The 22,776-nt window shown below is 70.5% G+C and carries 20 protein-coding genes; 9 read left to right on the top strand and 11 right to left on the bottom strand.

Annotated features, from left to right (window positions below; genetic code table 11):
* Positions 1–84: 84 nt before the first annotated feature.
* On the top strand, positions 85–717 hold the full coding sequence (locus Srubr_RS07425; protein ID WP_189996692.1) for a nucleoside/nucleotide kinase family protein: 633 nt from the start codon (positions 85–87) through the stop codon (positions 715–717).
* A 126-nt stretch (positions 718–843) separates the two neighbouring features.
* Here Srubr_RS07425 and Srubr_RS07420 read toward each other — a convergent pair whose 3' ends face one another.
* The 3 genes from Srubr_RS07420 to Srubr_RS07410 all read right to left on the bottom strand — a co-directional run bounded on the left by Srubr_RS07420 (position 844) and on the right by Srubr_RS07410 (position 4,062).
* Positions 844–1,971: a magnesium and cobalt transport protein CorA gene (locus Srubr_RS07420; protein WP_189996693.1), complete on the bottom strand. Its 1,128-nt coding sequence runs from the start codon at positions 1,969–1,971 to the stop codon at positions 844–846.
* Between the two features lie 265 nt (positions 1,972–2,236).
* Positions 2,237–3,172: a carbohydrate kinase family protein gene (locus Srubr_RS07415; RefSeq protein ID WP_189996694.1), complete on the bottom strand. Its 936-nt coding sequence runs from the start codon at positions 3,170–3,172 to the stop codon at positions 2,237–2,239.
* On the bottom strand, positions 3,157–4,062 hold the full coding sequence (locus tag Srubr_RS07410; RefSeq protein ID WP_189996695.1) for a pseudouridine-5'-phosphate glycosidase: 906 nt from the start codon (positions 4,060–4,062) through the stop codon (positions 3,157–3,159). The genes Srubr_RS07415 and Srubr_RS07410 overlap by 16 nt, the downstream gene beginning before the upstream one ends.
* A gap of 99 nt (positions 4,063–4,161) precedes the next feature.
* On the opposite strand from Srubr_RS07410, the gene Srubr_RS07405 reads away from it, so the two are divergent.
* Positions 4,162–4,590, top strand: coding sequence for a VOC family protein (locus tag Srubr_RS07405; RefSeq protein ID WP_189996696.1), 429 nt, complete (start codon positions 4,162–4,164; stop codon positions 4,588–4,590).
* Positions 4,591–4,736: 146 nt separating this feature from the next.
* Here Srubr_RS07405 and Srubr_RS07400 read toward each other — a convergent pair whose 3' ends face one another.
* Positions 4,737–5,291, bottom strand: coding sequence for a methylated-DNA--[protein]-cysteine S-methyltransferase (locus Srubr_RS07400; RefSeq protein ID WP_189996697.1), 555 nt, complete (start codon positions 5,289–5,291; stop codon positions 4,737–4,739).
* Between the two features lie 39 nt (positions 5,292–5,330).
* Complete coding sequence (locus Srubr_RS07395) at positions 5,331–6,203, bottom strand: glycerophosphodiester phosphodiesterase (RefSeq protein ID WP_189996698.1); 873 nt, start codon at positions 6,201–6,203, stop codon at positions 5,331–5,333.
* 274 nt (positions 6,204–6,477) lie between these two features.
* Here Srubr_RS07395 and Srubr_RS07390 point away from each other — a divergent pair, with 274 nt between their 5' ends.
* From Srubr_RS07390 to Srubr_RS07370, 5 genes are all read left to right on the top strand, one after another.
* Positions 6,478–7,356, top strand: coding sequence for an MHYT domain-containing protein (locus tag Srubr_RS07390; RefSeq protein ID WP_189996699.1), 879 nt, complete (start codon positions 6,478–6,480; stop codon positions 7,354–7,356).
* Positions 7,357–7,396: 40 nt separating this feature from the next.
* Positions 7,397–9,535: an excinuclease ABC subunit UvrB gene (gene uvrB / locus Srubr_RS07385; RefSeq protein ID WP_189996700.1), complete on the top strand. Its 2,139-nt coding sequence runs from the start codon at positions 7,397–7,399 to the stop codon at positions 9,533–9,535.
* 164 nt (positions 9,536–9,699) lie between these two features.
* Positions 9,700–10,278, top strand: a complete 579-nt coding sequence (locus Srubr_RS07380) for a TerD family protein (protein WP_189996701.1) — start codon at positions 9,700–9,702, stop codon at positions 10,276–10,278.
* 288 nt (positions 10,279–10,566) lie between these two features.
* Positions 10,567–11,556, top strand: coding sequence for a TerC family protein (locus Srubr_RS07375; RefSeq protein WP_189996702.1), 990 nt, complete (start codon positions 10,567–10,569; stop codon positions 11,554–11,556).
* A gap of 177 nt (positions 11,557–11,733) precedes the next feature.
* Positions 11,734–12,834, top strand: a complete 1,101-nt coding sequence (locus tag Srubr_RS07370) for a calcium:cation antiporter (RefSeq protein WP_189996703.1) — start codon at positions 11,734–11,736, stop codon at positions 12,832–12,834.
* A gap of 28 nt (positions 12,835–12,862) precedes the next feature.
* On the opposite strand, the gene Srubr_RS07365 is transcribed toward Srubr_RS07370, so the two are convergent.
* On the bottom strand, positions 12,863–14,173 hold the full coding sequence (locus tag Srubr_RS07365) for an MFS transporter (protein WP_229926744.1): 1,311 nt from the start codon (positions 14,171–14,173) through the stop codon (positions 12,863–12,865).
* Between the two features lie 183 nt (positions 14,174–14,356).
* Here Srubr_RS07365 and aroQ point away from each other — a divergent pair, with 183 nt between their 5' ends.
* Complete coding sequence (aroQ, locus tag Srubr_RS07360; RefSeq protein WP_189996736.1) at positions 14,357–14,830, top strand: type II 3-dehydroquinate dehydratase; 474 nt, start codon at positions 14,357–14,359, stop codon at positions 14,828–14,830.
* 14 nt (positions 14,831–14,844) lie between these two features.
* On the opposite strand, the gene Srubr_RS07355 is transcribed toward aroQ, so the two are convergent.
* The 5 genes from Srubr_RS07355 to Srubr_RS07335 all read right to left on the bottom strand — a co-directional run bounded on the left by Srubr_RS07355 (position 14,845) and on the right by Srubr_RS07335 (position 19,351).
* The gene (locus tag Srubr_RS07355) at positions 14,845–15,573 is read right to left on the bottom strand and encodes an amino acid ABC transporter ATP-binding protein (protein ID WP_189996737.1); all 729 of its coding nucleotides are present in this window, start codon (positions 15,571–15,573) and stop codon (positions 14,845–14,847) included.
* 67 nt (positions 15,574–15,640) lie between these two features.
* Positions 15,641–16,567, bottom strand: a complete 927-nt coding sequence (locus Srubr_RS07350) for an amino acid ABC transporter permease (RefSeq protein ID WP_189996704.1) — start codon at positions 16,565–16,567, stop codon at positions 15,641–15,643.
* Positions 16,564–17,448 (bottom strand): ABC transporter substrate-binding protein, encoded by an 885-nt coding sequence (locus tag Srubr_RS07345; RefSeq protein ID WP_189996705.1) that lies wholly within the window; start codon positions 17,446–17,448, stop codon positions 16,564–16,566. The genes Srubr_RS07350 and Srubr_RS07345 overlap by 4 nt, the downstream gene beginning before the upstream one ends.
* A gap of 478 nt (positions 17,449–17,926) precedes the next feature.
* A complete protein-coding gene (locus tag Srubr_RS07340) occupies positions 17,927–18,583 on the bottom strand; it encodes an MBL fold metallo-hydrolase (protein WP_189996706.1) in 657 nt (218 codons plus the stop codon).
* A gap of 81 nt (positions 18,584–18,664) precedes the next feature.
* Entirely contained in the window at positions 18,665–19,351 is a 687-nt protein-coding gene (locus Srubr_RS07335) for a maleylpyruvate isomerase family mycothiol-dependent enzyme (RefSeq protein WP_189996707.1), read from the bottom strand.
* 224 nt (positions 19,352–19,575) lie between these two features.
* Between Srubr_RS07335 and uvrA the strand changes: the two genes are divergently transcribed.
* Entirely contained in the window at positions 19,576–22,650 is a 3,075-nt protein-coding gene (uvrA, locus tag Srubr_RS07330; protein ID WP_189996708.1) for an excinuclease ABC subunit UvrA, read from the top strand.
* Positions 22,651–22,776: the final 126 nt, after the last annotated feature.

The raw sequence follows: 22,776 nt of genomic DNA, 5'->3' as shown, positions 1-22,776 counted from the left end.
GACCTGCTCCGGCCCATGGCCTGGTCGGCGTCGGTGCCCGACCGTCCTCGTCGCCCCACCGGGCCACCCGGCATCATGGGCTTCGTGCGACTCGAAGCGATCACCTGGGACCGGTTGGCCGAGCGGCTCGCCGACCGGCTGGCCGACGTGGTGCCGGCCGACGGAGGGGACTGGCCGCGCGTCGGCTTCGACGGTGCCCCGGCCGCCGAGCCGGGAGACCTGGCCAGGCGTGTCGGCGAGGCGCTGCGCGTCCGCGGCCGTCCGTCCCTCCTCATCGGCACGGAGGGCTTCCTGCGCCCGGCCTCGCTGCGCCTGGAGCACGGTCGCCGTGACGTGGAGTCCTACTACAGCGGGTGGTTCGACACCGGCGCCCTGTGGCGGGAGGTGTTCGGCCCGCTCGATCCCGGAGGCAGCGGGCGGGTCCTGCCCGACCTATGGGACCCGGTCACGGACCGGGCCACCCGCAGCCCCTATGCCCAACTCCCGCCCGGCGGGATCCTCCTGCTCCACGGTCCTCTCCTGCTGCGTCATTGGTTTCCCTTCGATCTGACCGTGCATCTCCTCCTCTCCCCGGGCGCTCTGCGCCGCCGCACCCCTGAGGCCGACCACTGGACCCTTCCCGCTTTCGAGCGCTACGAGGCCGAAGCCGACCCGGCCGGCACGGCGGACGTGCTGGTCCGCGCCGACGACCCGCGTCACCCCGCCTGGAACGGCTGACCGGCCCGCCCGGAGCGGCTGACCCGATGGACGGACAGGCCGCCGGGTCAGCCGGGCGGCCGTGGGAGCCGGCGTCCTGGAGCCGTACTCACGGTCGTACCGCTGCCGTGTGACCCCGGGGCCCGCTCAGAGCCAGCCGTTGCGCCGGAAGCCCCGGTACACCGCCAGACACGCCGCCGCCGTCACGGCTATGACCAGCGGATAGCCGAACCGCCAGTGCAACTCCGGCATGTGGTCGAAGTTCATGCCGTACATCCCGCACACCATCGTCGGCACGGCGATCACCGCGGCCCATGCCGTGATCCTCCGCATGTCCTCGTTCTGCGCGACGGTCACCTGCGCCAGATGCGCCTGCAGAATGGAGTTGAGCAGTTCGTCGAACGCGGCGATCTGCTCCTTGGCCCGGATCAGATGGTCGAGCACATCCCGGAAGTACGCCTGTATCTCCGGGTCGACGACCCGGATGGGCCGGGTCGCCAGATCCTCCACCGGGCGGCCCAGCGGCACCACCGCCCGTTTCAGCTCCAGCAGTTCACGCTTCATCTGGTAGATACGGCCGGGGTCGAGCCGCGCGCCGTTCTCCGAGAACACCTCCGTCTCGACCTGGTCGATGTCGCCCTGCACCGCGTCCGTGACGTTCAGATAGTCGTCGACCACATGGTCGGCGATCGCGTGCAGCACCGCCGCCGGCCCCTTGGCGAGCTGCTGCGGGTCCGTCTCCAGTTCCTCGCGCAGCGGGCCGAGGGAGCCATGGCGTCCGTGCCGCACCGTGATCACGAAGTCCTCGCCGACGAACACCATGATCTCGCCGGTGTCCACCACCTCGCTGGTCGCCGTCAGCCGTTCGTGCTCCACGTAGCAGACGGTCTTGAACACCGCGAAGAGCGTGTCCCCGTAGTGCTCCAGCTTCGGCCGCTGATGGGCCTCGACCGCGTCCTCCACCGCCAGTGGGTGCAGGTCGAACAGCTCGGCGACGCCGACGAACTCACGCTCCGTCGGCTCGTGCAGCCCGAGCCAGACGAAGCCCTCACCGGTCTTGCGTACCAGCCGCACGGCATCCACCAGATCGGTACACCCAGGGACGCGCACGCCGTCCTGATACGTCACGCAGTTGACCACCGAGGAGCCCAGGGGGGATCTGGCGGGATGGCTCAGGTCCACGCGCGGCCGACGCCGGGCCAGCCGTGCCACCTTGCGCAGGCCACCGACGCTGCCCAGCCCCGTGACCTTCCGCAGATTCCCTGCCATGGACATCTGGATCTCCTCGCGTGGATCTCCGATCGCGACGCTTCCGCGCCTCGTCCCGCAAGTCTGCCAGTCCTGGGAAAAGCGCGTGGAAGCCTGTGGGAACAGGGAGTTCCGCTTGGTTCCCGCCTGTGGACAAACGACGGCCGAACCGGGAGATCCGGGCGACCGGATGATCGGACCTGCTTCCGGCCCAACCCTCCAAGTCTTCGGACATCCCGCAGGCCGCCGCGCCCCGGCACGATCGGGGCGACGAGCCGGCCCGCGACGGGGCTCAGCTCCCGCCGTCCCGGTGCGGCGGTCTGCCGCCCACCCGGCGGACCGCCTCCGCACCCGCCCGGCAGCCCCGCGCCGCCGCCTCCTCCGGGCCCGCGCCCGCCAGCAGGGCGGCGAGGAACGCGCCGGTGAAAGCGTCACCCGCACCCGTGGTGTCGCGGGGCGCCACGGGCAGGGCCGGAACCCGGATGGGCACGGCACCGCGCCGGGCCACCAGCGCCCCGTCCGCCCCGGCTTTGACCACGACCAACGGCACCAGACGGCTCAGCTTGGCCGCCGCGTCCGCCGGATCCGGCAGGCCGGTCAGCAGGCACGCCTCGTCCCGGCTGGGCAGCAGCACGTCCAGCCCCTGCGCGAACGCCAGAAAACGCTCCACCCCCAGCTCCACCAGGAAGCCGGCCGACGCCGGATCCAGACTGACCGGCACCCCTCGCACACGCGCCGCCGCGAGCGCCGTCCCGGCGAGTGCCCGGCTCGACTCCGTGAACAGCAGATAGCCCGACAAATGCAGCCGGGCCACCCCGTCGAGCAGCGCGTCCGACCAGTCGGCGGGGTCCAGCCGCAAGGACGCCCCGCTGTCCGTCAGGAACGTCCGCTCGGCCGCCACACCCGTGTCGACGAGGCAGATCACCGTCCCGGTCGCCGCCTGCGGATCCACCACCAGCCGGGGCCGCACCCCGGCCGCGACCAGCTCCCGTTCGTGCCAGGCCACCGCGTCCGCGCCCACCCGCCCCAGCAGCCGCACGTCCGCCGCGCCCGTGTACGCCGCCCAGCAGGCCACGTTGGCGCCCGCGCCGCCCGGCAGCGTCCGGATCGCGGCGGCCGTGTCGGTGCCGGCCGCGAGCGGCCCCCGGTGCCGGGCGACCACGTCGGTGACCACGTCCCCGACGACCAGCAGGCTTCCGTTCCGGTCCGCGCTCACCCCCTGGCCCACTCCGTGGCGATCCGCGCCGCCAGCCGTACGTTGCCGCGCACCGCGGCCAGGTTGGCGTGCAGCGAGGCACCATCGGTGTGCCGTACCAGGTGGTCCAGCAGGAACGGTGTCACCGCCTGCCCGGTGACGCCCTGCTCCGCGCAGGCGCGCAGCGCGTCGGCGAGCACGCGCGCGTGCAGAGCGGGATCGAGCTGCTCCGCCTCCGGGACCGGATTGGCGACGATCAGCGCCGACCCCGGGGCGTCCAGCGCGTCCTGCGCGCGCATGACCGCGGCCACCTGCTCCGGAGTGTCCAGCGTCCAGTCGACCGGCTGCCCCGAGTCCGCCAGATAGAAGCCCGGGAACCGGTTCGTGCGGTATCCGGCGACGGCCACGCCCAGCGTCTCCAGGCGTTGCAGCGTCGCCGGCACGTCCAGGATCGATTTCACGCCCGCGCACACCACCGTGATCCGGGTGCGCGCCAGCAGTCCCAGGTCCGCCGACTCGTCCTGGGTGACCGTCCACTCCCGGTGCACACCGCCCAGCCCGCCGGTGGCGAACACCCGGATGCCCGCCAGCGCGGCCAGCTGTGCCGTCGCCGAGACGGTGGTCGCCCCGCTCGCCCCCGCCGCCACGGCGAGCGGCAGATCGCGGTGGCCCAGCTTGCGTATGTCCTCGTTCGCGACCCGTTCCAGCTCTTCCTTGCCCAGACCGATCCGGGGCCGCCCGTCGAGCACGGCGACGGTCGCGGGCACGGCACCCTCCCGCCGTACCGCTTCCTCCAGTTCGAGTGCCACCTCCAGGTTGCGCGGGCGGGGCAGGCCGTGCGCGATGATCGTGGACTCCAGGGCCACCACCGGTCGCCGCGCGCCGATCGCCTCCCGGACTTCTTCCGGCATCACCAGCACCATGTGCCCGCCTCCTGCCCGTCGGTCCTGTCTCATCTCTGGCGGGCCCCGGCCCCGGCTAAACGCTTGTGGGTCGCCCGAGAGGCCACCAGCCTGGTGCGTATGACGAAGAACAGCACGCGTCTCGACCACGTCGTCCTGTGGGTGACCGACCCGGTCGCCGCGGCGGCCTTCTACGAGACGGCTGTCGGCCTGGAACCGGTCGGCGTCGCCGAGTACACGAACGGGGAGTCGTCCTTCCCGTCCGTCCGTGTCAACGAGGAGACCATTCTGGATCTCGCCCCGCACAGCCTGGCCGCACGGATGAGGATGCTGCCCGGCTCGGCCGACAGCGCGGGTCACCCGGTCAACCACATCTGCCTGGCCCTGCCGGCCGACGCCTTCGACGACCTGCGCGCCCGCCTGGAGGAGCACGGCGTCCCGGTGTCCGGAATCGACCCCGGCCTGTCGGGCGCCCGCGGCGACGCCACGCGCAGCTTCTACTTCCGCGACCCCGACGGCAACGTCTTCGAGGCCCGGCACTACGACTAGCCGCACCCGTCGGCGAGGTCTTCGAGGCCCGGCACTACGACGAGCCGCACCCGTCGGCAAGGTCTTCGCGACCCGGCACTACGACGAGCCGTACCTACGGCAAGGTCTTCGAGGCCGGCCCTACGACCAGCCGCACCCGGAGCCGGTCAGAACAGGGGCTCCGGCAGCACGCCCTCCAGGGCGAGCAGCTTCCGCTTCGTCTCCAGCCCGCCCCCGAAACCGCCGATGCCGCCCTCGCTCTCCACCACTCGGTGGCACGGCACCACGACCGGCAGCGGATTGGATCCCATCGCCATCCCCACCGCCTGCGCCCCGCCGGGCTGCCCGACCCGCCCCGCCAAATCGCCGTACCCGACCACGCTGCCGTACGGCACACCGGACGCCAGCTCGCGCAGCACCTGCCGGTTGAACCCGGAGCTCAGCGACCAGTCCAGCGGCAGGTCGAAGCTGTGCCGCTCGCCCGCGAAGTACGCCCGCAGCTGGCGTATCGCCTCCGCCAGCAACGGGGAGTCCGGATCCTCCACGAGCCGGCCGCCCAGTCGGGCGGCCAGCCGCTGAAGCGCCCGGTCGCGCGCCGCTCCCGAAGCGTGGAAAACCACGTTGACCAGGCCGTCCCGGGTCGCCGCCAGCATCAGCGGGCCGATGTCCGTACCGACCACGGCCCATACGACCCGCTGCTCATCGTGCCCAAGGCTGTCCATGCGCCCACGGTACGACCCGGCACTGACAACGCTCGCCGGTCAGCTCGAACTCAGGGCGTCCCGCACCACGTCCGGCTTGTTGGTGATGATCCCGTCGACTCCGTAGCCGGCGACCCGGCGGGCGCCGGCCGCGGTGTCCACCGTCCAGGTGAACACTCTGAGCGGCCGGCCGTGCGGACCGCGGAGGCCGTGCACCGCCGAGACGTACTCCGCGGTGAGAGACCCGTTCTGGGGGTTGACCATATCCGTGAAGCGCGCGAAGTCCTTCAGCTCCGTCACGGCGGGCGTACCCAGGTACGCCGTGGTGACCGCGGGCTTCAGTTCGTGGACGGTCCGCACGCTGTCGGCGCTGAAGCTCTGGATGATCAGCCGGTTCCGGTGCCGGCCGTCCAGCCAGCGCTCGTTGCGGAGGAGCTTGAGCGTCTGCTTCTCGATGCCCGGGTACAGCTCAGGATTCTTGATCTCCAGGAGCAGTTTCTCGTGGTTGCGCTCGACCCGGCGCATGTACTGCTTCAGCGTCGGCACGCGCGCGCCCGCGTACGTGGAGGAGAACCAGCTGCCCGCGTCGAGCCGGGCGATCTCCGCGGCGGTGAAGTCCCGCACCTTCCACGGGGCCCGCTCGGGGAACACCTCCTCGACGTTCGTTGTGCGTGCCAGGGAGTCGTCGTGGAGGACCACCAGCTGGCCGTCCTTGGTGCGCTGGACGTCGTTCTCCACCCAGGAGAAGCCCAGCTGGGCGGCCTTGTCGATGGCGGCCAGGGTGTTCTCGGGGGCGTAGGCGGAGGCGCCCCGGTGGGCGATCACGGTGGGCACGGCCCCGTCGCCCGCCCGGGCGTCGGAACCGGTGCTCAGCAGGACCGTCGCCGCTCCCAGGGCCGCGATGACCGTCCCGGCGACTGCGCGCGCGTACATGCGTACTCCTCCCGTCGGGGATACCGACAGCACCAGACTGACAGCAAAGCGTCAACGGCACCCGCGCAGGATGGCCACATACCGACGCAGGCGCCCCGAGTCCGCTCACCGGTGACGCACATCTGCGGCAAGGGCGTGTTTCTTTGCCGGAGAGTCGTTCGAGCATTCCGGTGCGAGTCATACTCTCTGCGACAACCCTGACCGCCCGCGCCGTCCTGGGACGGGGGCATATTCAGGTATTCCGGGACGCAAGAAGGCGGAAGGGCAGCCGCGGATGCAAGGCACGGTCGACGGATTCAGCTACGGGGCCGTCACCCCGGTGGTGGCCTACCTGATGGCCTGCCTCGGTGGCGCCCTCGGCCTGCGCTGCACCACACGGTCGCTGCTGGTCACGCACTCCCGGCGCCCCGCCTGGCTGGCCCTCGGCTCGGCGGCGATCGGCTCCGGCATATGGACCATGCACTTCGTCGCCATGATGGGCTTCACCATCGAGGAGACGCCGATCCACTACGACAAGTCGCTCACCTACGCGAGCCTCGGGCTCGCCATCGTCATGGTCGGCATCGGCATCTTCATCGTCGGCTACCGGGGCGCCACCGGCGCCCCGCTGTTCACCGGCGGCACGATCACCGGCCTCGGCGTCGCCTCGATGCACTATCTCGGCATGGCGGGCGTCCGCTTCCACGGGCAGTTCACCTACAACACCTACACCGTCGCGGCCTCCGTCGTCATAGCGGTCGTGGCCGCCACCGCCGCCCTGTGGGCCGCCGGACAGGTGCGGGGCTTCGCGTGGAGCGTGGGTGCCAGCCTCGTCATGGGGCTCGCGGTCAGCGGCATGCACTACACCGGGATGGCGGCCCTCGGCGTCCACCTCGACAGCGCCCCGCATCCCGCCGACGGCGGGTCCGCGGCGTCCTCGCTCGCGCCGATGCTGATCGGCCCGCTCGCCTTCCTGCTCATCGCCGGTGTCGTCGTGGTCTTCGACCCGCTGATGGTCGTGGGCGGGTCCGAGTGGTCGCCGGTCGAGCACAAACCGGGTGTCCCGGCCGCCGCCGTCGCCTCCCACGCGGTCCATGGCCCCGCAGTCCACCAGGAGCACGGGCCGGTCCGCCGAGCCGCGCACCACCGCCCCCGCACCCCGCAGAACCGCTGATCGGAACCGGTTGTCAGTGCGGGGTCGTACGGTGGATGACATGCGGCCCGTTTCCCACATCGAACGCACGGTGGCGCCCTTCGAGGTCGTCAGCCCCTACCAGCCCAGCGGCGACCAGCCGGCGGCCATCGCCGACCTGGCCCGGCGCGTCCAGGCCGGTGAGAAGGACGTCGTCCTCCTGGGCGCGACCGGCACCGGCAAGTCCGCCACCACGGCGTGGATGATCGAGAAGCTCCAGCGCCCCACGCTCGTGATGGCGCCGAACAAGACACTGGCCGCCCAGCTCGCCAACGAGTTCCGCGAGCTGCTGCCGAACAACGCGGTCGAGTACTTCGTGTCGTACTACGACTACTACCAGCCCGAGGCGTACGTCCCCCAGTCGGACACCTACATCGAGAAGGACTCCTCGATCAACGAGGAGGTCGAGCGCCTGCGCCATTCCGCCACCAACTCGCTGCTCACCCGCCGCGATGTCGTCGTGGTCGCCTCGGTGTCCTGTATCTACGGCCTCGGTACGCCGCAGGAGTACGTGGACCGCATGGTCCCCCTCAGGGTCGGCGACGAGATCGACCGGGACGAGCTGCTGCGCCGCTTCGTGGACATCCAGTACACGCGCAACGACCTGGCGTTCACCCGCGGCACCTTCCGGGTCCGCGGCGACACCATCGAGATCTTCCCGGTCTACGAGGAGCTGGCCGTCCGCATCGAGATGTTCGGCGACGAGATCGAGGCGCTGTCCACGCTCCACCCGATCACCGGCGAGATCATCAGCGACGACCAGCAGCTGTACGTCTTCCCCGCCTCCCACTACGTCGCCGGCCCCGAGCGCATGGAGCGGGCCGTCAACGACATCGAGAAGGAACTGGCCGAGCGCCTGGCCGAGCTGGAGAAGCAGGGCAAGCTCCTGGAGGCCCAGCGGCTGCGGATGCGCACCACGTACGACATCGAGATGCTCCGCCAGATCGGCACCTGCTCCGGCGTGGAGAACTACTCGATGCACTTCGACGGCCGTTCCCCCGGCTCCCCGCCCAACACCCTGCTGGACTACTTCCCGGACGACTTCCTGCTCGTCATCGACGAGTCGCACGTCACCGTCCCGCAGATCGGCGCGATGTACGAGGGCGACGCCTCCCGCAAGCGCACCCTGGTCGACCACGGCTTCCGCCTGCCCTCCGCCCTGGATAACCGCCCCCTGAAGTGGGAGGAGTTCCAGGAGCGCATCGGGCAGACCGTCTATCTCTCGGCCACCCCGGGCGCGTACGAGCTGTCCCGCTCGGACGGCGTCGTGGAGCAGATCATCCGCCCGACCGGCCTGGTCGACCCGCAGGTCGTCGTCAAGCCCACCGAGGGTCAGATCGACGACCTGGTGCACGAGATCCGCAAGCGCACCGAGAAGGACGAGCGGGTCCTCGTCACCACGCTGACCAAGAAGATGGCCGAGGACCTCACGGACTACTTCCTGGAACTCGGCATCCAGGTGCGTTATCTGCACAGCGACGTCGACACCCTGCGCCGCGTCGAGCTGCTGCGCGAGCTGCGCGCCGGTGAGTACGACGTCCTGGTCGGCATCAACCTCCTCCGTGAGGGCCTGGACCTGCCCGAGGTGTCGCTGGTGGCGATCCTGGACGCCGACAAGGAGGGCTTCCTGCGCTCCGGCACCTCGCTGATCCAGACCATCGGCCGCGCGGCGCGCAACGTCTCCGGCGAGGTCCATATGTACGCCGACAAGATCACCCCGGCGATGGAGAAGGCCATCGAGGAGACCAACCGCCGCCGGGAGAAGCAGATCGCCTACAACAAGGCCAACGGCATCGATCCGCAGCCGCTGCGCAAGAAGATCAACGACATCGTGGCGCAGATCGCCCGCGAGGAAGTCGACACCGAACAGCTCCTCGGCTCCGGGTACCGCAAGACGAAGGACGGCAAGGGGGCGAAGGCACCCGTTCCGTCGCTCGGGGACAAGGCGGCCAAGGGCGCGAGGGCCGGCAAGGCCGCCAAGGGCAAGGCGGTGCCCACGGACCGTCCGGCGGCCGAGCTGGCCGAGCAGATCGAGGAGATGACCGAGCGGATGCGCGCCGCCGCCGCTGAGCTGCAGTTCGAGATCGCGGCCCGGCTGCGCGACGAGGTCTCCGAGATGAAGAAGGAGCTGCGTCAGATGCGAGAGGCCGGCCTCGCCTGACCACTCGGCTCCGCCGACCTCGGCATTTATGTGCCAAGTGTTGCAACACCGACACAAAGCGCGGGCCGGGGTCGGTACCGGCGGTCGCCCTGCGTAGGGTCTGAACAACCGCGTCGCGCGACGGCCCGGCGCGGCAGCAGGGACTGTCGAGAGGGGATTCAGCCGTGTCCGTCAACTTGTCCAAGGGCCAGGCCATCAGCCTGGAGAAGAACGACGGGGCCACCCTGACCGCGGTCCGCATGGGGCTCGGCTGGCAGGCGGCGAAGCGGCGCGGCCTGTTCGGCACCCGCACCCGCGAGGTGGACCTGGACGCCTCGGCGGTCCTCTTCGCCGGACAGGAACCGCAGGACGTCGTCTTCTTCCGCCACCTGGTGAGCGACGACGGCTCGGTGCGCCACACCGGTGACAACCTCGTCGGCGGTGCCGGCCAGGGCGGCGACGACGAGGCGATCCTGGTGGACCTGCAGCGCGTCCCGGCCCGCATCGACCAGATCGTCTTCACGGTGAACTCCTTCACCGGCCAGACGTTCCAGGAGGTGCAGAACGCGTTCTGCCGACTCGTGGACGAGACCAACGGCCAGGAACTCGCCCGCTACACCCTGGCCGGCGGGGGCGACTACACCGCTCAGATCATGGCCAAGGTGCACCGCGCGGGCTCCGGCTGGACGATGACCGCCCTCGGCGCCCCGGCCAACGGCCGCACCTTCCAGGACCTCATGCCGGCGATCCGCCAGCACCTCTGAGTCAGGGAGCCCGCCCACAGGGCTCGGCACCGCGAGAGAAGCGGAACCCGCACCAAGCGTTGGTAAAGAGCCTCTGACCTGCGGTCTTGGTATTTACTTTACTAAACTCTTTACCTTTCCTTGGTGCTTGGGGTACTGTCTTCCGTACGGAGGGGAGTACTCCTTACTGCGGCGCACCCGTCAATACGGACCGGTTCCGGTCCCGGGGCGTCGGCCCGTCCCGGGCGGAAGAGACCTCCGGCAGCGACAACGCTGATGTGTTTGCCGTCACGCAATGCCGGAGGTGCAGTGGAAGTCTCCATGGGCCTGTGGGTCCTCACCATCGTGGGTCTCGCCGCTCTGATCGCGGTCGACTTCTTCATCGGCCGCAAGCCGCATGAGGTGTCGATCAAGGAAGCGGGTGTCTGGACGGTCGTCTGGATCACCCTGGCCGGCCTCTTCGGCCTCGGCCTCCTCGTCTTCGGTGGCGGACAGCCGGCCGGCGAGTTCTTCGCGGGCTTCATCACCGAGAAGTCCCTCAGTGTCGACAACCTGTTCGTCTTCGTCCTCATCATGGCGAAGTTCGCGGTGCCCACCCAGTACCAGCAGCGGGTGCTGCTCGTCGGCGTCCTCATAGCCCTGGTCCTGCGGGCCGTCTTCATCGCCGCCGGGGCCGCGATCCTCGCCAGCTTCGCCTGGGTGTTCTACCTCTTCGGCGCGTTCCTCATCTGGACCGCCTGGAAGCTCATCCAGGAGGCGCGCGCGGAAGAGCAGGACGACGAGTACGAGGAGAACAAGCTCCTGAAGGCCGCCGAGCGCAAGTTCGGCGTGGCCGACCGCTACCACGGCACCAAGCTGTGGATCCAGCAGAACGGCAAGCGCGTCATGACCCCGATGCTGGTCGTGATGCTCGCCATCGGCACCACCGACGTGCTGTTCGCCCTGGACTCCATACCCGCGATCTTCGGCCTGACCCAGGACCCGTACATCGTCTTCACCGCCAACGCCTTCGCCCTGATGGGGCTGCGCCAGCTGTACTTCCTCATCGGCGGACTGCTCAAGAAGCTGGTCCACCTGTCGTACGGGCTGTCGGTCATCCTCGGCTTCATCGGCGTCAAGCTCGTCCTGCACGCCCTGCACGAGTCCGGTGTCCACGTTCCCGAGATCAGCATCCCCGTCTCGCTCGGCGTGATCTGCGCTGTTCTCGCCGTCACCACGGTCACCAGCCTGCTCGCCACCAGGAAGCAGGAGGCGAACGCCGAGGGCGAGGACGCCCCGAGGGAGCGCGTCGACGTGTGACGGCGCGCCGTCCGCCGGCACCGTCACGGAAGTCCGAGACCTCGCCCAGCCTCCTGGGCGAGGTCTCGCCATAAGGCGCCTCCGGTCCCACCGGCACCGGACCCCGCACCGGAAAGGATGAGAGGTATCCGAAAAGAACGGAATGCGAACCCTGTACGCCTCTGCGACCATCGCCGCATGATCACTCGGCTACGGTCGCTCACCCGTCAATGGACGACGCTCGTGCCGGTGCTCGCCGTCGTCCTGCTGGCCCTCACCTGGGGCCGGGGCCTGCCCGGCGCCCTGGTCGCCCTGGTGACCCTCGTCCTGGCCGGTTCCGTCCTGGCGGCGGTGCACCACGCCGAGGTGGTCGCGCACCGGGTCGGCGAGCCCTTCGGTTCCCTGGTGCTCGCCGTCGCCGTCACGATCATCGAGGTCGCTCTGATCGTCACCCTCATGGCCGACGGTGGCGACAAGAGTTCCACACTGGCCAGGGACACCGTCTTCGCCGCCGTGATGATCGCCTGCAACGGCATCGTCGGGCTCAGCCTCCTCGTCGCCTCCCTGCGGCACGGCACGGCGCTCTTCAACCCCGAGGGCACCGGCGCCGCGCTGGCGACCGTGGCGACGCTGGCCACGCTCAGCCTGGTGCTGCCGACCTTCACCACCAGCAAGCCCGGACCCGAGTTCTCCACCGTCCAGCTGACCTTCGCCGCGCTGTCCTCACTGATCCTCTACGGACTGTTCGTGACCACCCAGACCGTGCGGCACCGTGACTACTTCCTGCCCGTCACCCGGCAGGGCAAGGCGATCAGCGGCGAGGACCACGCGTCACCCCCCTCGGCGCGCACGGCCTGGATCAGCCTGGGCCTGCTCGGGCTCGCCCTGGTGGGCGTGGTCGGCCTGGCCAAGGGGGTGTCGCCCACGATCGAGTCGGGGGTGGCGGCGGCCGGCCTGCCGCACGCGGTGGTCGGTGTGATCATCGCCCTGCTCGTCCTGCTGCCCGAGACGATCGCCGCACTGCGCGCCGCCCGCCGGGACCGGGTGCAGACCAGCCTCAACCTCGCGCTCGGCTCAGCGATGGCCAGCATCGGCCTGACCATCCCCGCCGTGGCCCTCGCCTCCGTCTGGCTGTCCGGGCCGCTCGTCCTCGGCCTGGGCCCGACCCACATGCTGATGCTCGCGCTGACCGTGGTGGTCAGCTCCCTGACCGTGGTACCCGGCCGGGCCACACCGCTCCAGGGTGGCGTCCATCTGGTGCTGTTCGCGGCCTACCTGGAACTGGCGGTCAACCCCTAGCCGACGGCCCGCGCGCGGGCACGTCCGGTCAGCCCGTGACCGGCTTCGGCTGCACCGCCGCCACGGGCACCGGACGCGTCTCCGGCAGCAGCGTGAAGCACACCAGGCTGATCAGCGCGATCCCCGTCAGATACGCGCCCACGCCCCACGGCACCCGCCCGCCACGCTCGGCGAGCGCCGTGGCCACGATCGGGGTGAGGGCGCCGCCGAGGACCCCGCCCAGGTTGTAGCCCACGGCGGCGCCCGTGCAGCGCACCCGCGGCTCGTACAGCTCCGGCAGATAGGCGGCGACCACCGCGAACGCGGTGACGAAGGTGAGCAGGGCGCCCAGGATGCTCAGGAACATCAGCAGCGGTTCTCCGGTCGCCAGCAGCGCGACCATCGGGAACATCCACAGGGCGCACGCCACGCAGCCCGCCACACACATCGTCCGGCGCCCGAACCGGTCGGCGAACAGCGCCACGACCGGCACGAGCGCGCCCTGCACCAGCACCGCACCCATGACACACGTCAGCATGACCGTACGGCTCACGCCGAGCCGTTCCGTCGCATACGCCAGCGACCAGGTCGTCACCGCGTAGAACACCGCGTAGCCCACGGCGAGCGCCCCGGCCGTGAGCAGCACCAGCCGCCCGTGATGGCGTACGACCTCGAAGAACGGCACGCGCGCGTGGTCGTCGATCTCCAGGAAGCTGGGGCTTTCCGCCAGGGACGAGCGCAGCCACAGACCGGCCAGTGCCAGCGCTCCGGCCGCCCAGAACGGCACGCGCCAGCCCCAGCGCGCGAACTCCGCGTCGGACAGCGCCGTCGACAGCGCGAGCACCACCCCGTTGGCCAGCCCGAAACCGAGCGCCGGGCCCATCTGCGGAAAGCTCGACCACAGGGCGCGCCGTCCGGCGGGGGCGTGCTCGGCGGTCAGCAGCACCGCGCCGCCCCACTCCCCGCCGAGCCCGAGGCCCTGGAGGAAGCGCAGGAGGAGCAGCAGGAGGGGCGCGGCGATGCCGATCGTGTCATAGGACGGCACACAGCCGACCGCGACCGTGGCGGCGCCGGTGAGCAGCAGTGAGACGACGAGCACCGGCCGCCGGCCGCGCCGGTCCCCGAGGTGCCCGAACAGCACCGAGCCCAGCGGTCTGGCGATGAACCCCACCCCGAACGTCCCGAACGCCGCCAGCGTGCCCGCCACGGGCGAGAACGTCGGGAAGAACAGCGGTCCGAGCACCAGGGCCGCCGCGGTGCCGTAGACGAAGAAGTCGTAGAACTCGATCGCCGTCCCGGCGAGCGAAGCGGCGGCGAGCCGCGGCATGGACGGCCTGTTCACGGTCTGTACATCGTGCATATGGGGTCAACTACCCGTCGTGATCGGGAGTTACGGGGGCGTGCGGAGGTGATCACGAGACCGGTGGTGCGCGCCGTGGAGACGGGCATACAGGGCCGGCTGTCCGCCCGGGACGGCGTGATAGACCGGTTCATGACGAGCGGCGGACGCGGACGCGCCGCCCACCGACGGACCGGAGGAACCGTGCCCCGCACCCTGGCCAACGCACCGATCATGATCCTCAACGGACCCAACCTGAACCTGCTCGGCCAGCGCCAGCCCGAGATCTACGGCAAGGACACACTGGCCGACGTGGAGGCGCTGTGCGCCAAGGCGGCGGCCGCCCACGGCGGCACGGTGGACCTGCGGCAGTCCAACCACGAGGGGCAGCTCGTCGACTGGATCCACGAGGCGCGGCTCGGGCACTGCGGGATCGTCATCAACCCCGGCGCGTACTCGCACACGTCGGTCGCCATCCTGGACGCGCTCAACACCTGCGACGGCATGCCCGTGCTGGAGGTGCACATCTCCAACATCCACCAGCGCGAGCCGTTCCGGCACCACTCGTACGTCTCCCAGCGCGCCGACGGCGTGATCGCCGGCTGCGGGGTGCAGGGCTACGTGTTCGGCGTGGAGCGGGTCGCGGCGCTGCTCGGAGCGGCGCGGGCGGACGCGTAACCCCCCGCGCGGGACTACAGCCGGCCCGCCTCCACGATCCGGCGCAGGAAGCGCCGGGTGCGCTCGTGCCGCGGCTCGCCGAAGACCTGCCCGGCGCTGCCGCGCTCCAGCACGACCCCGCCGTCCAGGAAGCACACCTGGTCGGCGACGTCCCGCGCGAACCCCATCTCGTGCGTCGCCAGCACCATGGTCATCCCCTCCTCCTTCAGACCCCGGACCACCTCCAGCACCTCGCCCACCAGTTCCGGGTCGAGCGCGGCCGTGATCTCGTCCAGCAGCAACAGCCGGGGCCGCACCGCGAGGGCCCGTACGATCGCCACACGCTGCTGCTGGCCGCCGCTGAGCCGGTCGGGGTAGGCATCCGCCTTCCCGTTCAGGCCGAGCCGCTCCAGCAGCTCCCTGGCCCGTTCCTCGGCCTCCGCGCGGGCCACCCCGTGCACCCGGCGCGGCGCGAGCGTGATGTTGTCGAGCACGCTCATGTGCGGAAACAGGTTGTACGCCTGGAAGACGACGCCGATCCGGCGCCGTACCGCGTCCTGGTCCACCCGCGGGTCGGTGATCTCCTCGCCGTCCAGCCAGATCGCGCCGTCGTCGATCTCCTCCAGGAGGTTGGCGCAGCGCAGCAACGTGGACTTGCCCGAACCGGAGGCGCCGATCAGCGCGGTCACCGTGTGCGGGGCGACCTCCAGGTGCACGTCCCGCAGGACGACCGAACCGCCGAAGGTCTTGCGGACCGACTCCATGCGCAGGACGGGCCCGTGGCCCCCGGGCGCGTTCTCCAGCGTGCTCACAGCGATCCTCCCCGGGTGCTCACAGGGAGCCTCCCTGCGCCCGCTGACGGTCCATCCGGGCCGTCACCCAGTCGGTGAACCGGGTCATCGGAATGGTCAGCGCCACGAAGACCAGCCCCGCGACGATGTACGGCGTGTAGTTCAGACTGCGGCCCACGATGATGTCGGCCGCGCGCACGGCGTCCACCGCACCGCCGATGGAGACCAGACCGGTGTCCTTCTGCAGCGACACCAGGTCGTTGAGCAGCGGCGGCACCTGACGGCGCACCGCCTGCGGCAGCACGACGTGACGCAGGGCCTGCCGGCTGGTCAGGCCCAGCGAGCGGGCCGCCGCGCGCTGCGAGGGGTGGACGGACTCGATGCCGGCCCGGAACACCTCCGCCACATAGGCCGAGTAGGTCAGCGTCAGCGCCGTGCCGCCGAGCAGCACCGGATCGACCGTCACCCCTTGCAGCCGCAGCGCCGGTACGCCCAGGACGACGATCATCAGGTTGATGATCAGCGGCAGGCCGCGGAAGAAGTCGGTGTACGCCGCCGCCAGCACTCGCAGCGGGAAGAAAACCGGGCCGCGCAGGGTCCGCGCGATCGCGATCAGCATGCCGAGGACCAGGACGGCGGCCCCGCAGACCAGCAGCAGCCGGAGGTTCAGCCACAGCCCTTCGAGGACCTTCGGGAGCGCCTCGCGCGCGTAGTGCGCGCTGAAGAAGGTCTCCTTGGTGCGCGGCCAGCCGGGGGCGTTGACGACGACCAGGTAGAGCAGTGCCGCGGTGACGAGGGTCGACACGGCCGCGATCGCCGTGGCGCGACGGGCACGCGCGCGGCGGTGGCGTTCGCGGGCCAGCCGCCGTTCGGAGGGCACGTAGCCGTCGCCGTCCGGGCCGCCAACGGTCATGCCACCGGTGTCGTCCGCCCCTTCCGGGACCGGCTCGCCCTTGACGACCGTCACTTGAGCACCGGGGCGTCGACGGCGTCCGAGAGCCACTGCTTCTCGATGCCGGCCAGCGTGCCGTCCTCGCGCAGGGCGTCGACGGCGGCGGTCACGCACGGGGTCAGCGCGCTGCCCTTGTCCAGCACGAGCCCGAACTGCTCGGGCGCACTGCCCTGGTTCTCGAACTGGCCGACGATCTTCGCGTCCGTGACCTCGGCCGCGGTGATGTAGAACGCGGTGGGCAGATCGGTGACGACGGCGTCGACCTGACCGTTCTTCAGCGCGGACTTGGCCTGGTCGTTCTTGCCGAACACGGCCGCCTGCCGGGCCGGCTTCACCAGGTTGGTGACGTAGTCGAGGCTCGTGGTGCCCACCTGGGCACCCAGCTTGAGCTCGCGCAGGTCCGCGATGCTCGTCGCCTTGGCCGCCTTGCTGTCCTTGAGCGCGATGACGGCCTGGCGCACGTCGTAGTAGCCGGAGGAGAAGTCGACGGCCTTTTTGCGCTCGTCGCTGATCGAAACTTGGTTGATGTCGAAGTCGAAGCTCTTCACCCCCGGCGCGAACGCCTTGTTGAACGGCACGCTCTGCCAGACGACGGCGCTCTTGTCATAGCCGAGCCGCTTCGCCACGGCATAGGCGACCGCCGACTCGAAGCCCTGGCCGTTGGCGGGCTCGTCGTCCTTGAACCACGGCTCGTACGCCGGTTCGTCTGTCGCGATCGTCAGCTTCCCGGACGTCTTCGTGGCGAGCTTGCCCTTGGCGCAGCTGTTCGCCGCCGGCCCGGACGAGGTGGCGGACGCCTTCTCCTCGGGTTGCGGCGCACAGCCGACAGCGGTGGCGAGCAGGGCTACGGTGGCGGCGGCGACCGCGCGGCGCAGGGTGCGAGGGGCAGGATGCATGGCGGGAGAGTGGCAGCGAACGCGGCATCTGTCCAGGTCACAGCGGTAGTTGTCCGCATAGTGGGAACGGGTGTTGCGGCTGTGTGAACGTGGCCGGGCGTGTCCCACGGGCCCGCGGGAATGCCTGGGCCGCCGGCCGAGGGCGGTGGGTTGGAGACCGGCGGCCCTACCGCTTCAGGAACCGGTGTCCTGTGCGGGCTGCTACCAGTTGACAGCGGAGCGCCGTTCTCCGCGAGTGCGCACGGGGGCTCCGTCCGGGCGAAGGAATCACACGGGGCGCGTGCCGAGGCGGTGTGCGCCCGGAGCATGTACGGTGCGCGGTGCGCGCCTGGCGCGCGTGCGACGTGCCCGCGCGGGGCGCGCGGACGACCGGATACGCCCGAGCGCGACTGTCTTCAGCACCGGGAGCCTGGCAAGGGGGGCGGGCGGGCCCGCGGACCCATCCGGGCGGACCGGCCGTGAAGGGCCCGTTCCCCGCTCACCACCCGCGCGCGTGCCACTCCGGCAGATGCGGCCGCTCCGTGCCCAGCGTCGTGTCGTTGCCGTGCCCCGGGTAGACCCATGTCTCGTCCGGCAGCACGTCGAAGATCTTCGTCTCCACGTCGTGGATCAGGCTGGCGAACGCCTTCGGGTCCTTGTGAGTGTTGCCGACACCGCCGGGGAAGAGGCAGTCGCCGGTGAAGACGTGCGGGTGGCCGTGCGGGTCGTCGTAGACCAGCGCGATCGAACCGGGCGTGTGACCGACCAGATGGCGCGCGGTCAGCTCCACCCGGCCCACCCTGATCACGTCGCCGTCGTCGACGAGGACGTCCGTGGGCACGGGGATGCCGGCGGCGTCCTCGCGGCCGGCGTACGTACGCGCGCCCGTGGCCGCGACCACCTCGGCGAGCGCCTGCCAGTGATCACCGTGCCGGTGCGTGGTGACGACGGACGCGATGCCGTCGTCACCGATCATGCCGAGGAGCGTTTGCGCCTCGTTGGCGGCGTCGATCAGGAGCTGCTCGTCGGTGGCCCGGCAGCGCAGCAGGTAGGCGTTGTTGTCCATCGGGCCGACCGCGATCTTGGTGATCATCAGGTCTTTCAGCTCGTGCACATCCGCCGGTCCGCCGACCTTGACCTCTCCGGAGTACGTCATGTCCGCAGCCTATAGCGGGACGGGTCCCGCGCACGGCCGCTCGGCCAGGTCCGGGGACGGCCCAGGTCCGCGGACGGTCTCCTAGAGCGGAGGCAGCTTCGGCAGCTCCCCGCCGGTCACCTCCAGCGCCGCTCCGTCGCGGCGCCCGGCGAGCCAGCCCAGCAGGTCCGCCGGCCGGCCGGTGACCGTGATCGCGGGCGTGTCGGCCCCGCGCCCGGTGGTCCACGCGCGCGTGCCGTCCGTGAGGCGGACCGCCGGGACATCGGAGTGCCCGGAGAACCGTTCCGCGAGGAAGCCGGTCTCCCGCTCCACGAACTCGGCCGGCAGGTCCTCCAGCTCGTACCCGATCCCGAGGTCCACGTGGTGCAACTCCACCTCCACCCACCGGCGGAACGGGACCCGCGACGCGGAGTCGGTGACCCCGTTGCGCAGCTCCACCGTGCGCGTCCAGTCCGCGGGCACCTCCCCGGCCGCCTGGAAGCGGGCCGCGCTGTCCCGGACGTCGGCGGCCTGAACCTCCACGGGACGCGGCGCGCCCTCCTCGATGTCGGCGTCCCGCGCCTCGGCGCTCGGGTACATGGGCCGGCCCTTGAGGACGTTCACGAGCGCGTCCGCGTTCCGGGCGAGGTGGGCGAGGACGTGCCCGCGGCTCCAGCCCGGGAGCCGTGACGGTCCGGCGAGCGCGGCGTTGTCCAGTGCGGCAACCGCGGTGAGCAGCCGGTCGGTCGCCTCGCGTACACAGGCCAGGTCATGAGCGTGATCCATCATGGCGCCGACCCTAGCCCGGCCACTCCTTCGGGTGAAGGTGACGAACCCCGCCCGCAAATCGAATGCACGTGCTATATCGTCGGTGGCGGCATCGGGCATGCTGGATGGCCGGGGATTGTTATGCAACCGGGCAATCCGCCCGACGTTGTCAGTGGCTCCCCCTAGTCTGAAGAAGCACGGGGGCCCCGCCCCTGTCACTTCTCCAAAGAAAGGTGCGGACCGGCGTGGCCGACCGTCTCATCGTCCGTGGCGCGCGCGAGCACAATCTGAAGAATGTCTCGCTCGACCTGCCTCGTGACTCGCTCATCGTCTTCACGGGCCTGTCCGGGTCGGGCAAGTCCTCCCTGGCCTTCGACACGATCTTCGCGGAGGGCCAGCGCCGTTACGTGGAGTCGCTCTCCTCGTACGCACGGCAGTTCCTCGGCCAGATGGACAAGCCCGACGTCGACTTCATCGAGGGTCTTTCCCCCGCGGTCTCCATCGACCAGAAGTCGACCTCGCGCAACCCCCGCTCCACAGTCGGCACGATCACCGAGGTCTACGACTATCTGCGTCTGCTCTTCGCACGCATCGGCAAGCCGCACTGCCCCGAGTGCGGCCGCCCGATCTCGCGCCAGTCGCCGCAGGCCATCGTGGACAAGGTCCTGGAGCTGCCCGAGGGGAGCCGCTTCCAGGTGCTCTCCCCGCTGGTGCGCGAGCGCAAGGGCGAGTTCGTCGACCTCTTCGCCGACCTCCAGGCCAAGGGCTACTCCCGCGCGCGCGTGGACGGCCAGACCGTCCAGCTGTCCGACCCGCCGGCCCTGAAGAAGCAGGAGAAGCACACCATCGAGGTGGTCGTGGACCGCCTCACGGTGAAGGACTCCGCCAAGCGGCGCCTGACCGACTCCGTGGAGACGGCCCTCGGCCTGTCCGGCGGCATGGTCGTGCTCGACTTCGTGGATCTCCCCGAGGACGACCCCGAGCGCGAGCGCATGTTCTCGGAGCACCTCTACTGCCCGTACGACGACCTGTCCTTCGAGGAGCTGGAGCCCCGCTCCTTCTCCTTCAACTCGCCCTTCGGCGCCTGCCCCGAGTGCACCGGCATCGGCACGCGCATGGAGGTCGACCCGGAGCTGATCGTCCCGGACGAGGACAAGTCCCTGGACGAGGGCGCCATCCACCCCTGGTCGCACGGACACACCAAGGACTACTTCGGCCGCCTGATCGGCGCCCTCGCGGACGCCCTCGGCTTCCGCACGGACATCCCCTTCGCGGGCCTGCCGCAGCGCGCCAAGAAGGCCCTGCTCTACGGCCACAAGACCCAGATCGAGGTGCGCTACCGCAACCGGTACGGCCGCGAGCGGGTCTACACCACCCCCTTCGAGGGCGCGGTGCCCTTCGTCAAGCGCCGGCACAGCGAGGCCGAGAGCGACGCCAGCCGCGAGCGCTTCGAGGGCTACATGCGCGAGGTGCCCTGCCCCTCCTGCGAGGGCACGCGCCTGAAGCCCATCGTCCTCGCGGTCACGATCATGGGGAAGTCGATCGCCGAGGTCTCCGCGATGTCGATCAGCGACTGCGCGGACTTCCTGGGCGAGCTGAAGCTGAGCGCCCGCGACAAGAAGATCGCCGAGCGGGTCCTGAAGGAGGTCAACGAGCGGCTGCGCTTCCTGGTCGACGTCGGCCTGGACTACCTCTCGCTCAACCGCGCGGCCGGCACCCTCTCCGGCGGCGAGGCCCAGCGCATCCGCCTGGCCACCCAGATCGGCTCCGGCCTCGTCGGCGTCCTGTACGTCCTGGACGAGCCGTCCATCGGCCTGCACCAGCGGGACAACCACCGGCTGATCGAGACCCTGGTCCGGCTGCGCGACATGGGCAACACGCTCATCGTCGTGGAGCACGACGAGGACACGATCAAGGTCGCCGACTGGATCGTGGACATCGGCCCCGGCGCCGGTGAGCACGGCGGCAAGGTGGTGCACAGCGGCTCCGTGAAGGAACTGCTCGACAACACCGAGTCGCAGACCGGCGCGTACCTCTCGGGCCGCAAGTCGATCCCGCTCCCGGACGTGCGCCGGCCGCTCGACCCGTCCCGGCAGCTCACCGTGCACGGCGCCCGCGAGAACAACCTCCGGGACATCGACGTGTCCTTCCCGCTGGGCGTGTTCACGGCCGTCACCGGTGTCTCCGGCTCCGGCAAGTCGACCCTGGTCAACGACATCCTGTACACCCACCTGGCCCGCGAGCTGAACGGCGCCCGGACCGTCCCCGGACGGCACACCCGCGTCGACGGCGACGACCTGGTGGACAAGGTGGTGCACGTCGACCAGTCGCCGATCGGCCGGACCCCGCGGTCCAACCCGGCGACGTACACCGGTGTCTTCGACCACATCCGCAAGCTGTTCGCCGAGACCACCGAGGCGAAGGTCCGGGGCTATCTGCCCGGCCGCTTCTCCTTCAACGTCAAGGGCGGCCGCTGCGAGAACTGCGCGGGCGACGGCACGATCAAGATCGAGATGAACTTCCTCCCGGACGTCTACGTCCCGTGCGAGGTCTGCCACGGCGCCCGGTACAACCGGGAGACCCTGGAGGTCCACTACAAGGGCAAGTCCATCGCCGAGGTCCTGAACATGCCGATCGAGGAGGCCATGCACTTCTTCGAGGCGGTCCCGGCGATCTCCCGCCACCTGAAGACGCTGAACGACGTCGGTCTCGGCTACGTCCGCCTCGGCCAGTCCGCCACCACCCTCTCCGGTGGCGAGGCGCAGCGCGTCAAGCTCGCCAGCGAACTGCAGAAGCGGTCCACCGGACGCACGGTCTACGTCCTGGACGAGCCGACCACCGGTCTGCACTTCGAGGACATCAGCAAGCTGCTCACGGTTCTCGGCGGACTGGTCGACAAGGGCAACACGGTCATCGTCATCGAGCACAACCTCGACGTGATCAAGACCGCCGACTGGATCGTGGACATGGGTCCCGAGGGTGGCGCCGGAGGCGGCCTGGTCGTCGCCGAGGGCACGCCGGAGGAGGTCGCCGGGGTCCCGGCCAGCCACACGGGCAAGTTCCTGCGGGAGATCCTCGGCGCCGACCGCGTCAGCGACGCCCAGCAGGTCAAGTCACAGAACGGCGGCAGGACCCGGAAGACGGCCGCAGCCAAGGCACCGGCGAAGAAGACGGTGACGGCCAAGGCCGGCAGCACCGCCGCCAAGACCAAGGCCAACAGCACCGCGACCAAGAAGGCCGCCACCGCGACCAAGAAGGCCGCCACCGCCACCAAGAAGGCGACGTCCGCGAAGAAGACCACGCGGACCCGCAGTTCCTGAGACGACGGGCCCGGAGGACGGCTCGGTGCAGCCGGTCTGACGTCCCATCAAAAAATCGGCGCCCCGCGGGAACTCCCCGCGGGGCGCCGTTCGTTCCACCACCAGCAGGCCCGGTCCGGCGGCCCG

The sequence above is a fragment of the Streptomyces rubradiris genome (genome assembly GCF_016860525.1).
GTDB classification, from domain to species: domain Bacteria; phylum Actinomycetota; class Actinomycetes; order Streptomycetales; family Streptomycetaceae; genus Streptomyces; species Streptomyces rubradiris.
The sequence above is the reverse complement of the archived record's forward strand: the minus strand, read 5'-3'. Positions and strand labels throughout refer to the sequence as shown.

Bases quoted from the DNA above. Each gene is read 5' to 3' on its own strand.
- uvrB (WP_189996700.1), top strand. From the start codon at position 7,397: ATGCGGCCCGTTTCCCACATCGAACGCACGGTGGCGCCCTTCGAGGTC.
- Srubr_RS07410 (WP_189996695.1), bottom strand. From the start codon at position 4,062: ATGGTGCTGGTGATGCCGGAAGAAGTCCGGGAGGCGATCGGCGCGCGG.
- Srubr_RS07405 (WP_189996696.1), top strand. From the start codon at position 4,162: ATGACGAAGAACAGCACGCGTCTCGACCACGTCGTCCTGTGGGTGACC.
- Srubr_RS07335 (WP_189996707.1), bottom strand. From the start codon at position 19,351: ATGATGGATCACGCTCATGACCTGGCCTGTGTACGCGAGGCGACCGAC.
- Srubr_RS07395 (WP_189996698.1), bottom strand. From the start codon at position 6,203: ATGTACGCGCGCGCAGTCGCCGGGACGGTCATCGCGGCCCTGGGAGCG.
- Srubr_RS07340 (WP_189996706.1), bottom strand. From the start codon at position 18,583: ATGACGTACTCCGGAGAGGTCAAGGTCGGCGGACCGGCGGATGTGCAC.
- Srubr_RS07355 (WP_189996737.1), bottom strand. From the start codon at position 15,573: ATGGAGTCGGTCCGCAAGACCTTCGGCGGTTCGGTCGTCCTGCGGGAC.
- Srubr_RS07370 (WP_189996703.1), top strand. From the start codon at position 11,734: ATGATCACTCGGCTACGGTCGCTCACCCGTCAATGGACGACGCTCGTG.
- Srubr_RS07420 (WP_189996693.1), bottom strand. From the start codon at position 1,971: ATGTCCATGGCAGGGAATCTGCGGAAGGTCACGGGGCTGGGCAGCGTC.
- Srubr_RS07400 (WP_189996697.1), bottom strand. From the start codon at position 5,291: ATGGACAGCCTTGGGCACGATGAGCAGCGGGTCGTATGGGCCGTGGTC.
- Srubr_RS07345 (WP_189996705.1), bottom strand. From the start codon at position 17,448: ATGCATCCTGCCCCTCGCACCCTGCGCCGCGCGGTCGCCGCCGCCACC.
- Srubr_RS07390 (WP_189996699.1), top strand. From the start codon at position 6,478: ATGCAAGGCACGGTCGACGGATTCAGCTACGGGGCCGTCACCCCGGTG.
- Srubr_RS07365 (WP_229926744.1), bottom strand. From the start codon at position 14,173: ATGCACGATGTACAGACCGTGAACAGGCCGTCCATGCCGCGGCTCGCC.